The 12772-nt window shown below is 60.3% G+C and carries 8 protein-coding genes and 5 pseudogenes; 10 read left to right on the plus strand and 3 right to left on the minus strand.

Translation table 11 applies throughout. The features are described 5' to 3' along the window. Positions 1-26: 26 nt before the first annotated feature. The 5 genes and pseudogenes from LJU32_02840 to LJU32_02860 all read left to right on the plus strand — a co-directional run bounded on the left by LJU32_02840 (position 27) and on the right by LJU32_02860 (position 4750). The gene (locus LJU32_02840) at positions 27-1457 is read left to right on the plus strand and encodes a coniferyl aldehyde dehydrogenase (protein WKV89391.1); all 1431 of its coding nucleotides are present in this window, start codon (positions 27-29) and stop codon (positions 1455-1457) included. Positions 1458-1486: 29 nt separating this feature from the next. Next, positions 1487-2032 (plus strand): twin-arginine translocation pathway signal protein, encoded by a 546-nt coding sequence (locus LJU32_02845; protein WKV89392.1) that lies wholly within the window; start codon positions 1487-1489, stop codon positions 2030-2032. Between the two features lie 131 nt (positions 2033-2163). Continuing rightward, a pseudogene (locus LJU32_02850) lies at positions 2164-3758 on the plus strand (GMC family oxidoreductase). Between the two features lie 115 nt (positions 3759-3873). Next, a complete protein-coding gene (gene coaD, locus LJU32_02855; protein ID WKV89393.1) occupies positions 3874-4353 on the plus strand; it encodes a pantetheine-phosphate adenylyltransferase in 480 nt (159 codons plus the stop codon). Positions 4354-4498: 145 nt separating this feature from the next. Next, entirely contained in the window at positions 4499-4750 is a 252-nt protein-coding gene (locus LJU32_02860) for a YfhL family 4Fe-4S dicluster ferredoxin (protein ID WKV89394.1), read from the plus strand. A 96-nt stretch (positions 4751-4846) separates the two neighbouring features. Here LJU32_02860 and LJU32_02865 read toward each other — a convergent pair. The 3 genes and pseudogenes from LJU32_02865 to LJU32_02875 all read right to left on the minus strand — a co-directional run bounded on the left by LJU32_02865 (position 4847) and on the right by LJU32_02875 (position 6890). Further along, a pseudogene (locus LJU32_02865) lies at positions 4847-5196 on the minus strand (multidrug transporter). 56 nt (positions 5197-5252) lie between these two features. Continuing rightward, positions 5253-6064, minus strand: a pseudogene (gene mutM, locus LJU32_02870) (bifunctional DNA-formamidopyrimidine glycosylase/DNA-(apurinic or apyrimidinic site) lyase). Between the two features lie 13 nt (positions 6065-6077). Further along, on the minus strand, positions 6078-6890 hold the full coding sequence (locus LJU32_02875) for an HDOD domain-containing protein (GenBank protein WKV91025.1): 813 nt from the start codon (positions 6888-6890) through the stop codon (positions 6078-6080). A 228-nt stretch (positions 6891-7118) separates the two neighbouring features. Here LJU32_02875 and LJU32_02880 point away from each other — a divergent pair, with 228 nt between their 5' ends. The 5 genes and pseudogenes from LJU32_02880 (at position 7119) to LJU32_02900 (ending at position 12734) form a co-directional block, all read left to right on the plus strand. Next, positions 7119-7658 (plus strand): type 1 glutamine amidotransferase, encoded by a 540-nt coding sequence (locus LJU32_02880; protein ID WKV89395.1) that lies wholly within the window; start codon positions 7119-7121, stop codon positions 7656-7658. Between the two features lie 159 nt (positions 7659-7817). Then, positions 7818-9014 (plus strand): class I SAM-dependent rRNA methyltransferase, encoded by a 1197-nt coding sequence (locus LJU32_02885; protein ID WKV89396.1) that lies wholly within the window; start codon positions 7818-7820, stop codon positions 9012-9014. Positions 9015-9464: 450 nt separating this feature from the next. Beyond that, positions 9465-10538 (plus strand): SagB family peptide dehydrogenase, encoded by a 1074-nt coding sequence (locus tag LJU32_02890; protein ID WKV89397.1) that lies wholly within the window; start codon positions 9465-9467, stop codon positions 10536-10538. Further along, positions 10535-11510, plus strand: a pseudogene (locus LJU32_02895) (diiron oxygenase). The gene LJU32_02890 and the pseudogene LJU32_02895 overlap by 4 nt, the downstream one beginning before the upstream one ends. Continuing rightward, a pseudogene (locus tag LJU32_02900) lies at positions 11503-12734 on the plus strand (multidrug effflux MFS transporter). The pseudogenes LJU32_02895 and LJU32_02900 overlap by 8 nt, the downstream one beginning before the upstream one ends. Positions 12735-12772 lie beyond the last annotated feature (38 nt).

Here is a 12772-nt window from a genome sequence, read left to right on the forward strand (position 1 = left end):
CACTACAATAAAATCCGGAGCCCGCGATGACTGCCGACATTGCCTACCTGCAAACCCTGCAACAGCCTCTTGAAACCCTCGATCGGCAGTTCCAGGCACAACGGGCCGCGTACGCCGCCAACCCGATGCCGCCGGCCGCGCAACGTCAGCAATGGCTCAAGGCTTTGCGCGATCTGCTCAGCGCTGAGCGGCAGGCATTGATCGACGCGATCAGCGCCGATTTCAGTCACCGCAGCGCCGACGAAACCCTGCTCGCCGAGCTGATGCCGAGCCTGCACGGCATTCACTACGCCAGTCGTCACCTGAAAAACTGGATGAAGCCCTCGCGGCGCAAGGTTGGCATGGCGTTCCAGCCTGCTTCGGCGAAGGTGGTTTATCAGCCGCTGGGCGTGGTCGGCGTGATCGTGCCGTGGAACTACCCGCTGTATCTGGCCGTAGGGCCGATGGTCGGCGCCCTTGCTGCCGGCAACCGGGTGATGCTCAAGCTCAGCGAATCGACCCCGGCCACCGGACTGCTGCTCAAAGAACTGCTGGCGCGGATCTTTCCCGAAGACCTGGTTAGCGTGGTGCTGGGCGAAGCGGATGTCGGCGTGGCGTTCTCGCGTCTACCGTTCGATCATTTGCTGTTCACCGGTTCCACCAGCGTCGGCAAACACGTCATGCGCGCTGCCGCGGAAAACCTCACGCCAGTGACGCTGGAACTGGGCGGCAAGTCGCCGGCCATCGTCTCCAGAGACGTACCGCTCAAGGACGCCGCCGAACGCATCGCTTTTGGCAAAACTCTCAATGCCGGGCAGACCTGCGTCGCGCCTGACTATGTGCTGGTGCCGGAAGACCGCGTCGGCGCTTTCGTCGAGGCCTATCGTCAGGCTGTGAAAGGCTTCTACCCGACCCTGGCCGACAACGCCGACTACACCGCGATCATCAACGAACGCCAACTGGCCCGGCTGAACGGATACGTCAGCGACGCGACCAGCAAGGGCGCGCTACTGATCCCACTGTTCGACCAAGGCCAGGGCCGACGCATGCCGCACAGCGTGCTGCTCAATGTCAGCGATGAGATGACCGTAATGCAGGACGAAATCTTCGGCCCGTTGCTGCCAATCGTGCCTTACCGCGATCTGGAGCAGGCATTCGCTTACATCAATCAGCGGCCTCGTCCTCTGGCTCTTTACTACTTTGGCTACGACAAACGCGAGCAGCATCGCGTACTGCACGAGACCCATTCCGGCGGTGTGTGCCTGAACGACACCTTGTTGCATGTGGCTCAGGACGACATGCCCTTCGGTGGCATCGGCCCCTCGGGCATGGGCCATTACCACGGCCACGAAGGTTTCCTGACGTTCAGCAAGGCCAAGGGTGTGCTGATCAAACAGCGCTTCAACGCGGCCCGGCTGATCTACCCGCCCTACGGCAGATCGATTCAGAAACTGATTCAGAAGCTGTTCATTCGCTAAACGTTCGTCGACGCCGGGTAATAACAACAATGCACCCAAGCCTGACCGAAACACCCGCCCTGTCGCGCCGTGGCCTGCTGAAATTCAGCCTCGGCGCCACCGCGTTTCTCGCCACCGCCGGCCTTGGCGCCAGCCTCACTGGCTGCTCGTCGAGCGTCAGCGCCAACGGCTTTGTCGTTTTGCGCGACGGCGATCTGCTGTTCCTGCGCGCGCTGGTCCCGGTGATGCTCGACGGCGCCGTCGCCGCCGGGGAAATGCCCGCAGCGGTCGACGGCACGCTGAAGTCGCTGGACTACAGCCTTAATCACGTGTCGCCGGAAATGCTCAAGCTCACTCGGCAACTGTTCGACGTGCTGGGTATGGCCGTGACCCGTGGCCCGCTCACCGGCATCTGGGGCAGTTGGGAAAACGCCAGCCCTGAAGCGATGCGGCATTTCCTCGAACGCTGGGAGAACAGTTCACTGAGCTTGCTGCGCATGGGCCGTAGCTCGTTGCAGCAGATGGTGATGATGGCCTGGTACACACGCGCCGAATCCTGGGCTCACTGCGGTTATCCCGGGCCGCCGAAGGTCTGAAACCGGGGCGCGGCCTTCGCGAGCAGGCTCGCTCCCCTATTTGAAATGCATGTCCCTGTGGGAGCGAGCCTGCTCGCGAAGGGGCCAACTGCATCACCTCAGCATCCAGAATAATAAAGAGAACCTGACCGATGCCCGTACCCGATCCCTTCCGTGAAGGCCTCGCCCGAGGCTGGAAAACCTACAACGGCGCGCAACTGAGCGACGACCTCACCCTCGAAGCCGACGTGGCGATCATCGGCAGTGGCGCCGGCGGCGGCACCACGGCGGAGATCCTCAGCGCGGCCGGCTACAAAGTCCTGCTGATCGAAGAAGGCCCGCTGAAGACCAGTTCGGATTTCAAACTGCTCGAAGACGAGGCCTACAGCAGCCTCTATCAGGAAGGCATCGGCCGCATGAGCAAGGACGGCGCGATTACTATCCTGCAGGGCCGCGCGGTCGGCGGTACGACGCTGATCAACTGGACCTCGAGTTTCCGCACGCCCGAGCCGACCCTCGAACACTGGGCCAGCGAGCACAACGTCAGAGGCCATAGCCCGGCAGAGATGGCGCCGTGGTTCGAAAAAATGGAGCAGCGCCTCGGCGTCGCGCCGTGGATGGTGCCGCCCAATGCCAACAACGATGTGATCCGCAAAGGCTGCGAGCAACTCGGCTACAGCTGGCACGTGATCCCGCGCAACGTTCGCGGTTGCTGGAATCTCGGCTATTGCGGCATGGGCTGCCCGAGCAACGCCAAGCAATCGATGATGGTGACAACCATCCCGGCGACGCTGGAAAAGGGCGGCGAGCTGCTGTATCTGGCGCGGGTGGAGAAACTGCTGATCAGTGGCGACAAGGTCACCGGCCTGCATTGCGTGGCGATGGACCAACGCTGCGTCGAGCCGACCGGGCGCAGCATCAGCGTCAAGGCGCGGCATTACGTGCTGGCCGGCGGCGGGATCAACAGCCCGGCGCTGTTGCTGCGCTCCGACGCACCGGATCCGCATGAGCGCGTGGGCAAGCGCACCTTTCTGCACCCGGTGAACATGTCCGCCGCGCGTTTCGCCGAGGTGGTCAATCCGTTTTACGGCGCGCCGCAGTCGATCTATTCCGACCATTTCCAGTGGAAGGACGGCACCACCGGGCCGATGGCGTTCAAACTCGAGGTGCCACCGCTGCACCCGGCGCTGGCAGCCACACTGCTCGGCGGTTTCGGCCAAGAGAACGCGCAACACATGGCTGATCTGCCGCACACACACGCGATGCTGGCACTGCTGCGCGACGGCTTCCACCCGGACAGCAGCGGCGGCTCGGTGGAGTTGCGCGGCGATGGCTCGCCAGTGCTCGATTATCAAGTCTCGCAGTACGCCTGGGACGGTTTGCGCCGAGCCTTTCACGTCATGGCCGAAATCCAGTTTGCCGGCGGCGCGCAATCGGTCATGCCGATGCACGCCGACGGCCGCTACGTGAAGACACTGGCCGAGGCCCGCTCAATGATCGATGGATTGAGCCTGGAGCTATATCGCACGCGTTTGGGCAGCGCTCACGTCATGGGTGGTTGTGCGATGGGTGAAGATCCGCAAAGCGCGGTAGCCGACAGCCTCGGTCGCCATCATCAACTGCGCAATCTGTCGATTCACGACGGCTCGCTGTTCCCCACCAGCATCGGCGCCAACCCCAGCTGTCGGTGTATGGCCTGACCGCGCGCCTGGCGACAGCCTTGGCTCACCGACTGAAAAATCCATGAAAAAGCAGAATGTTCCTATCGTCTATAGTGCTTTCTTACCCAACAGGCGACTTGGCCGACCGGGAAGGCTGCGATACCATCCGACTCCCCAACGGACTCCCGCCAGGACGACGCGATGAACCGAGTGTTGTACCCAGGTACCTTCGACCCTATTACCAAGGGCCATGGCGATCTGGTCGAACGCGCCTCGCGCCTGTTCGATCACGTGATCATTGCGGTCGCCGCCAGCCCGAAAAAGAACCCGCTGTTCCCGCTGGAACAACGGGTCGAACTGGCTCGCGAGGTCACCAAGCACCTGCCGAACGTGGAAGTGGTCGGTTTCTCGACGCTGCTCGCGCATTTCGCCAAAGAGCAGAACGCCAATGTGTTCCTGCGTGGTCTGCGCGCGGTGTCGGACTTCGAATACGAATTCCAGCTGGCCAACATGAACCGCCAACTGGCGCCGGATGTGGAGAGCCTGTTTCTCACGCCGTCAGAGCGTTATTCGTTCATTTCCTCGACTCTGGTGCGTGAGATTGCCGCGCTGGGCGGCGATATCAGCAAGTTCGTCCACCCGGCCGTGGCCGACGCGCTGACCCTACGCTTCAAGAAGTAGGAGCTGCTGCAGACTGCGATCTTTGCTTTTAAAGATTGCAGTCTCGTGCCCTTGATCGCCCCCGCGTGCACTGCGCTCGCCAATGCGGCACAATTGCGCGCATTGATTTATAGCGCCCGGGCCTGCCGCCCCGGCTGGAGTTAGCATGTCCCTGATCATCACCGACGATTGCATCAACTGCGACGTCTGCGAACCCGAGTGCCCGAACGCCGCCATTTCCCAAGGCGAAGAGATCTACGTGATCGACCCGAACCTGTGCACCCAGTGCGTCGGCCACTACGACGAGCCGCAGTGCCAGCAGGTCTGCCCGGTGGATTGCATTCCACTGGACGAAGCCCATCCGGAGACTGAAGAACAGTTGATGGAGAAGTACCGCAAGATCACCGGCAAGGCCTGATCACTTCAGCGCCTATACCGCCCTCTTCGCGAGCAGGCTCGCTCCCACATTTGCAATGCATTCCCTGTGGGAGCGAGCCTGCTCGCGAATGGGCCATCAGCCACACCACTGAAACCCGATCAGCTCACTCGCGCTGCTCGAACCCCTCCCTGTACACCCCAGACACCGCACAAACGCCGCTTTCGCCGGATCAACCACCAGCGCCTGTCCCGCATCGCCAACACCGCCGCCCAGCGCGGTAAACGGCAACGACACCACAAACGCTCCTGCACCGATCACCGTGGCCACCACCAGCAAAGGTCGGGCAATCAGCAGGTCGCCAAGCATGGCGTAGGCCGGGGATTCTGGATGGTGTAACGCGGATCACCGCTGCCGGTTTCCGAGGCCTGAACAGCCAGGCTGGAACACAACAGCAGCGTGACGAAGAAGACTTGCAGGACTTTCATGGCACGATCCTTCGGGCTGAGCAGTGAGACTTCTCACTATAGACCCAAGGATTTTTTCAGGTCTGGCAGCGCGGGCAAAACACGCTGGCGCGTTGACCCAGCTTCACTTCGCGCAGGCCGGTGCCGCAGACCTTGCAGTGCTGACCACCGCGGCCGTAGACAAACAGTTCCTGCTGGAAATAGCCCGGCTGACCGTCGCCGCCAATGAAGTCGCGCAAGGTTGTGCCGCCACGCTCGATGGCGGCGGCGAGGATGCGTTTGATCTCGATCGCCAGTTTCAGATAACGCCCGCGGGAAATACCCCGGCTTCGCGGCGCGGGTCGATGCCGGCGGCGAACAGCGCTTCGGTCGCGTAGATATTGCCGACCCCGACCACCACGGCGTTGTCCATGATGAACGGCTTGACCGCCATCGAGCGCCCGCGTGACAGCTGGAACAGGCGCTCGCCATCGAACAGATCGGTCAGCGGCTCCGGCCCGAGGCGAATCAGCAATTCGTGATTGAGCGGGTCGTTGCTCCACAGCATCGCGCCGAACCGTCGCGGATCGGTGTAGCGCAGGGCCAGACCCGATTCCAGTTCGATATCGACGTGCTCGTGCTTCAACGCCGGCAACCCGGCCTCGACCAGGCGCAGATTGCCGGACATGCCCAAATGGCTGATCAGCGTGCCGATCTCGGCGTTGATCAACAGGTACTTGGCGCGCCGCTCGACCAGCACGATGCGCTGCCCGGACAGGCGCACATCGAGGTCTTCCGGGATAGGCCAGCGCAAACGCCGGTCACGAACGATGACGCGGCTGACCCGCTGGCCTTCCAGGTGCGGGGCGATCCCGCGACGGGTGGTTTCGACTTCCGGCAGTTCAGGCATGGTGTCCTCGGGATCAATGCGCGCCGAGGTCGCGAATCGTTTGTTTGAGTGTTTCGAAATCGTAGTCCGACAGACCGACGTAATCGAGCACCAGCGGGCCCACCGCGCTCCACTCGAAATCTTCGCTCTGGTTGCCGAGCACCCGATACGAGGCGCAGATGTGCTCGGCCATTTTCAGAATCGCCAGCAAGTTTTTCAGTTGGCTGTTCTTCGACGATTCGTCGCTGAAAATCGCCAGCGCATTGTGGTGGTTGGCGATGGCAGCGCTGACATGCTCCGGCAGGCGCCAGGACTTGGCGGTGTAGTAACCGACCACGGCGTGGTTGGTGTTGAACACACGGTTTTCCGTATCGACCACGCGGCATTCCGGGCTGGCGCTGGCGTAGGCCTCTTCCAGCACGGTCATGTAATTGGGGAAGCGCTGCAGCATCAATGGCACGCCGCAATCGTGGAACAGGCCCAAGGCATAGGCTTCGTCACCGGCCTGGGTGCCAATGCGCTTGGCCAGGGTCAGGCAAGTCATCGCCACATCCTGCGCGGTGTCCCAGAAACGGTTGAGGGTGACGATGGTGTCGTCGTTCATCTCGCCCTTGATCGACTGCGCGTTGATCAGGTTGATGATCGAGCGGCTGCCCAACAGGTTCACCGCACGCTGGATCGAGGTGATCTTGTTGCTCAGGCCATAATGCGGCGAGTTGACGATTTTCAGCAGCGCGCCGGACAGGCCCGGATCCTGGGAGATCAGTTTGGCGATCACCTCCAGGTCCGGGTCGGGCATGTACTGCTCCATTTGCAGATCCACCATGATCTGCGGTTGCGCCGGCACACTGATGCCTTGCAGCGATTGTTGAATCTGTTCGGTGGTCAGCTCTTGGGACATAAGTACACACTCCGGGGCAGGCGGCGATTCTAACCGCTGAAACCGCAGGGCGACACACCGATGGGCACATCGCCGGAACTTTCATCTGTGCCCAGGCTTCGGAATCTGTAGGGCGCATCGGACCTCAACGGTCCGCTGCGAAGGCAAAATCTCCACAGACTCAGGAGCTTACCGATGGCAACTTCCCTCAATGGCAAACGCGTCGCTATTTTGGTTACCGATGGTTTCGAACAGGTCGAAATGACCGGCCCCAAGGATGCCCTCGAGCAGGCCGGCGTGCAGGTCGATATCCTCTCGGCCGAGTCCGGCACCGTCAAAGGCTGGAACCATGACAAACCGGCCGACGACTTCCCCGTCACCAACACTTTCCAGGCTGTGAGCGTCGATCAATACGATGCCGTGCTGCTGCCGGGTGGTGTGCAAAATTCCGACACCATCCGTATCGATCAGGATGCTCAGCATCTGGTCAAGACTGCCGCTTCGGCGGGCAAGCCGATTGCCGTGATCTGCCACGGCAGCTGGTTGCTGATCTCGGCAGGACTGGTCAATGGCAAGACCATGACCAGCTACAAAACGGTCAAGGACGATCTGGTCAATGCCGGGGTCAACTGGGTCGACCAGGAAGTGGTCAAGGACGGCAACCTGATCAGCAGCCGCCAGCCGGATGATGTGCCGGCGTTCAGTCAAGCGCTGATCGACGCACTGGCTGCATAAGGACTGACATCCCTTTCGCGAGCAGGCTCGCTCCCACAATGGTTTGGTGTTCACCTGTGGGAGCGAGCCTGCTCGCGAAGGCATCAGCGTTTCATCGCATCCTCAGCCCTGCGCAAACTTCAACACGCTATACTCCCGCTCTTTTTCCGGAGCGACGTCATGTCCCTGCCTAGCCTGCGCCTCAAAGCCAACGCCGACCGTCGCCTGCGCAACGGCCACTTGTGGGTCTACAGCAACGAAATCGACGTGGCCGCCACGCCTCTGCACGGCTTCAAGGCCGGCGATCAGGCGGTGCTCGAAGCCGCTGGCGGCAAGCCGTTGGGCATCGTCGCCATGAGCCCGAACAACCTGATCTGCGCGCGCCTGCTGTCGCGCGACATCAAACTGGCACTCGACAAGTCGCTGCTGGTGCACCGTCTGAACGTCGCGCTGTCGTTGCGCGAGCGTCTGTTCGACAAGCCGTTCTATCGTCTGGTCTACGGCGACTCCGACCTGCTGCCGGGTCTGGTGGTCGATCGTTTCGGCGACATCCTCGTGGTGCAGATCGCCTCGGCGACCATGGAAGCGCATAAAGACGACGTGATCGCCGCGTTGACCCAGGTGCTCAAGCCAAGCGGCATCCTGTTCAAGAACGATTCCGCCGCCCGTGATGCCGAAGGCCTCAACCGCTACGTCGAGACCGTGTTCGGTCTGGTCCCGGAGTGGGTCGCGCTGGAAGAGAACGGCGTGAAGTTCGAAGCGCCGGTCATTCAAGGGCAGAAAACCGGCTGGTTCTACGACCACCGCATGAATCGCGCGCGCCTGGCGCCTTATGCCAAAGGCAAACGCGTACTTGATCTCTATAGCTACATCGGTGGCTGGGGCGTGCAGGCCGCTGCGTTCGGCGCCAGCGAAGTGTTCTGCGTCGACGCCTCTGCATTCGCCCTCGACGGCGTCGAACGCAACGCGGCGTTGAACGGCTTCGCTGACAAAATGACCTGCATCGAAGGCGACGTCTTCGAAGCGTTGAAGGAACTGAAAGCCAGCGAAGAGCGCTTCGACGTGATCGTTGCTGATCCGCCAGCCTTCATCAAGCGCAAGAAAGACATGAAGAACGGCGAAGGCGCCTACCGTCGTCTGAACGAGCAAGCCATGCGCCTGCTGACCAAGGACGGCATTCTGGTCAGTGCTTCGTGCTCCATGCACCTGCCGGAAGACGATTTGCAGAATATTCTGCTGACCAGCGCGCGCCATTTGGACCGCAACATCCAAATGCTCGAGCGTGGCGGTCAGGGCCCTGATCATCCGGTGCACCCGGCCATCGCCGAAACCCGCTACATCAAGAGCATTACCTGCCGCCTGCTGCCCAACAGCTGATTGCGATAGAACACGGGGAGCCGCTGAGCTCCCCGTTTTTTTCCACCACCCTCCCTCTTTCCTTCACACTCAACATGAGTGTTTTGTCGTCTTCCTACAATTACTTTCCAGCTTCCTTGCAGGACGTTTCGCCATACCTGTTAGTTGCGGGAAATTAACCTACAGCGTAGATATCCAGCACTCGATCACTCCGACAGAATTACTGGAATATTCCTACTTAATATCCCCTTGCCAATATTCGATTACAAACTATTATGAAGTTGTCGCCATGAGGCGACTTCAACTACTGATGAACAAGGAGTTCACATCATGAAAACCATTTATCTGGAAACAAATAAACTCGCCAACCTCGCCTTCCTGGTTGCAGCCAACGCCCGCTAAGTAAGTCTGGACGCCGGAGAGTGCCGGCACTTCGGCGTCCTCATGACTTTCCCTGAGTGATCTGAACCAATGCATATCAATCCCTTTCTGTTTATATTGCCGCGCCCGCCTGGACAAGTTGTGTGGAACTACAAGAACCATACTCAGCACGAGCTTGATCTTGACTATTCCCACCGCCTCGCCATTCTTATAGACAACCCAAACCTGTTTGACCCAAACAACATAATAGATACACAACTTCTGGACGCAGGCATTCTAACAGTTTCAAAACTAGACAGCCCAACTTGGGGCTGGGATGAACTGTCGAAGATTTATCACATCGGCACGCAAAATATCCCCTGCGAATATACGCCACAGAATATTCAGGAGTGGTCCAGACACTATCTGGCGCACTGCAGCGAAGTATTGGCGAAGCCAGAACCTTCAACAGGCAGCAAGCGCCGGCCAGCGGAGGCGCTCATCAACTTGCCTGCACCCGGCGCAATGATCGATGACAGCCTGACTCAGGCATTGCGGACGCGCAAAACCTGTCGCTCCTACACCGGTGCGGCGGTGACACTGGCCGAGGTTGCAACGCTGTTGTATTTCACGCTCGGCTATCTTCCCAAGCGCAATCATTCGCAGGACGACCCTGTCGCACCCGGCCTTGAGGCCCGCCGGAGCAGTCCCTCAGGTGGTGGTCTGAACGCTTGCGAAGGCTTTCTTCTCGCTCAGAACATCGTCGGGCTTGAACCGGGCATCTACGCCTACCATTGTGGCGAGCATGCCTTGAGCCGGATCAACCCTTTGCCTGAACCGGCGTTGGGTCAAATGCTCGGCGGCCAGCATTTCATCAACAATCTGCCGCTGGGCGTATTCATCACCGCCAGGTTTGATCGACTCTGGTGGAAGTACGAACACTCGCGCGCCTATCGAATGGCGTTCATCGAGGCTGGCCATCTTTCGCAAACCTTCCAGCTCGTCGCGACGACGCTGGGGCTCAATACCTGGCTGACCGGCGCGTTTGCCGACGCCCAGGTTGAAACCCTGCTCGGGCTCGAAGGCAGCGCTGAGCAACCGTTGTTTTTTGTCGGTTGCGGCGAAAGCGATGGCCAAGCCATGTGCCAGGAAATGCGTGATTTGCTTGCCGGGGTACCGTCATGATTTCCACAGCGCTGGATGAGGGCGAGGCACCGGTGTCGTGGTCGCTCAAATTCACCCTTCCCGACTGGGAAAGCCGCGCATCGGTGCGCAGCAGTACCCATGACTATCGTTTGCCGGGCGATGTCGAGCAGCAACTGCAAAATCGCTATTGGTTTCCCCGGCCTTTCTGCCTTATCTGGGGCATCCGGCGATCCAGGCCAAAGGTCGCGAAACATTGCACCGCCTGACCGCCAGTCATCTGGTGTATTTCCTCGATTACACCACCCTGCTCGAACACCGCATCGTCAACCGCGCAGTTGAGGTCATCGTCCACCGCGAACTGCCCATCTATATACCGCTGCCAATGAAACACGCTGCATTGCAGCTGTACACCGACGAGGGTTACCACGCGCTTTTCTCCAACCAGATAGCCGAGCAGATCGCCGCGTTCTACAGCATCACCCGGCGACCGGTCATTCCGAAGCGGATCACACGCATGAACGCTCTGATTGCGCGCACGCCGGAGAAGAACCGCGCACTGGCCTGGTTTCTGCTCGGATTTGTCTCGGAAACCATCATCGCCCGGGAGTTGCTCGAGGTCTGCCGCAACACGATGGTTTCAAGTGTGAACGACATGCTGCGTGATCATCTTGCCGACGAAGCCCGGCACAGCCGTTACTTCGCAGAAGCCTTCCATTACTTCTGGATTGCGATGAACAGTCGCCAGCGCCTGTTCGCCGCCAGGACTCTTGTGGAGATCATCCCCCTGTTCTTCGAGGTCGACGAGAGCTGGCTGCAACAAAGCCTGCGCTCGGCGGGTATTGCCGAAAGTGACATGAAAGAGATTGTCGGTGCGATGGCAACTGTGCAGGCCAGCCGTGCTCGCGCTCGCGCCGGCTGCAAACCCACGCTGGAGGCCCTGCACAAGGCTGGTTTTTTGCTCTGCCCCATAACCAGACACTTTTCGCCAAAGCAGGATTGATCGATGAATAAACACAGCTGTGCAGTCAGCCGCCGACAACGGCGCGGAGCAGTCACGCTGTTACTGGCAATGATCCTGCTCGGCGTGTTCCCGCTGGATGTTCTGCTGCCCTCGTTCCCGGCGCTGGCGGCACACTTTGGTCGATCACCGAGCGACATCGCGCTGTCGATCAGTCTGTTCGCCGTCGGTATTGCCTTCGCTCAGCTACTGATCGGTCCGCTATCGGACGTGATCGGACGCAAGGGTTTGCTGCTGGCCGGCATGAGCGTGTCGCTGCTCGGCGCCCTTGGCTGCGTGCTGAGCAATGACTACACGCTGTTCCTCGTTTTCCGGGTGATGCAGGCGATGGGGTGCGGTTGTTTCGTGCTGTCTCAGGCACTGGTGCAGGATCTGTTTGAAGGCCAGGAGCGTGACCGGCTGCGGATCCTGATGGTCACTGCCACGGGCATCTTCATTTCGCTATCGCCGCTGGCGGGTACGTTTCTGCAAGCCACGCTCGGCTGGCGCGGCAGCTTCTGGGTATTCATCGCCCTTGCGGCTGTGGTTCTGATCAAAACCTGGCGACTGCTCGACAACAGCCGGCCTGTTCAGAACGGTCCACACCTGGGTTTCATTCAGTCCTACAGACGGGTGCTGAGCAACTTCCCGTTTGTCGGCTATTGGCTGATTTCCGCGTTCGCTTTCGCCTGCCACTTTTCCTTCATCGTCACTTCGCCGCTGATCTTCATGGAGCAGTTGCAGATGGCGCCTTACGATTTCGCCTTGATTCTGGTGATCTATGGCGCCGCTTATGTCTTCGGCGGCCTGCTCGCCAGCGTGCTGAACCGGCTTATCAATGCGCAACAGCAGATTTTCACCGGCCTGAGCCTGATCCTGCTCTCGGGTCTGGTGATGCTCTATCTGGCCACCAACCATGAGCTGTCAGCCGCGGCGGTGCTGGTCCCAATGCTCATCTGCACCGTGGGCACCACCATTGCGCGCCCCCGGCTACCTCCCGCGCCATGAGCGTGTTTGCCGAAAATGCCGGCGCATCGGCATCCGCCGGTAGCACCATCATTTTTATCTGTGGCGGGCTGGTCAGCGCCCTGATCAGCCTCGGCCCGGCCAACCTGCAAGCGACGCTGGGTTACGGTTTTGTGGTGTTGAGCGGCGTATCGCTGTTGCTCAACAGCGTGATTGGCCGTCGCGTCAGCAACCTGCGCAGCAATCCGGTGATGCCGGGAGGCGACCATTGACCCTGCCAGTCGTCATTGCACCGGCCCCTTCAGCACGG

The sequence above is a fragment of the Pseudomonas sp. B21_DOA genome, assembly GCA_030544685.1.
Taxonomy (GTDB): Bacteria; Pseudomonadota; Gammaproteobacteria; order Pseudomonadales; family Pseudomonadaceae; genus Aquipseudomonas; species Aquipseudomonas fluorescens_AO.

What these genes read in the sequence shown, in the direction of transcription:
- LJU32_02840 (WKV89391.1), top strand. Translation starts at nt 27, where the DNA reads ATGACTGCCGACATTGCCTACCTGCAAACCCTGCAACAGCCTCTTGAA.
- LJU32_02845 (WKV89392.1), top strand. Translation starts at nt 1,487, where the DNA reads ATGCACCCAAGCCTGACCGAAACACCCGCCCTGTCGCGCCGTGGCCTG.
- coaD (WKV89393.1), top strand. Translation starts at nt 3,874, where the DNA reads ATGAACCGAGTGTTGTACCCAGGTACCTTCGACCCTATTACCAAGGGC.
- LJU32_02860 (WKV89394.1), top strand. Translation starts at nt 4,499, where the DNA reads ATGTCCCTGATCATCACCGACGATTGCATCAACTGCGACGTCTGCGAA.
- LJU32_02880 (WKV89395.1), top strand. Translation starts at nt 7,119, where the DNA reads ATGGCAACTTCCCTCAATGGCAAACGCGTCGCTATTTTGGTTACCGAT.
- LJU32_02885 (WKV89396.1), top strand. Translation starts at nt 7,818, where the DNA reads ATGTCCCTGCCTAGCCTGCGCCTCAAAGCCAACGCCGACCGTCGCCTG.
- LJU32_02890 (WKV89397.1), top strand. Translation starts at nt 9,465, where the DNA reads ATGCATATCAATCCCTTTCTGTTTATATTGCCGCGCCCGCCTGGACAA.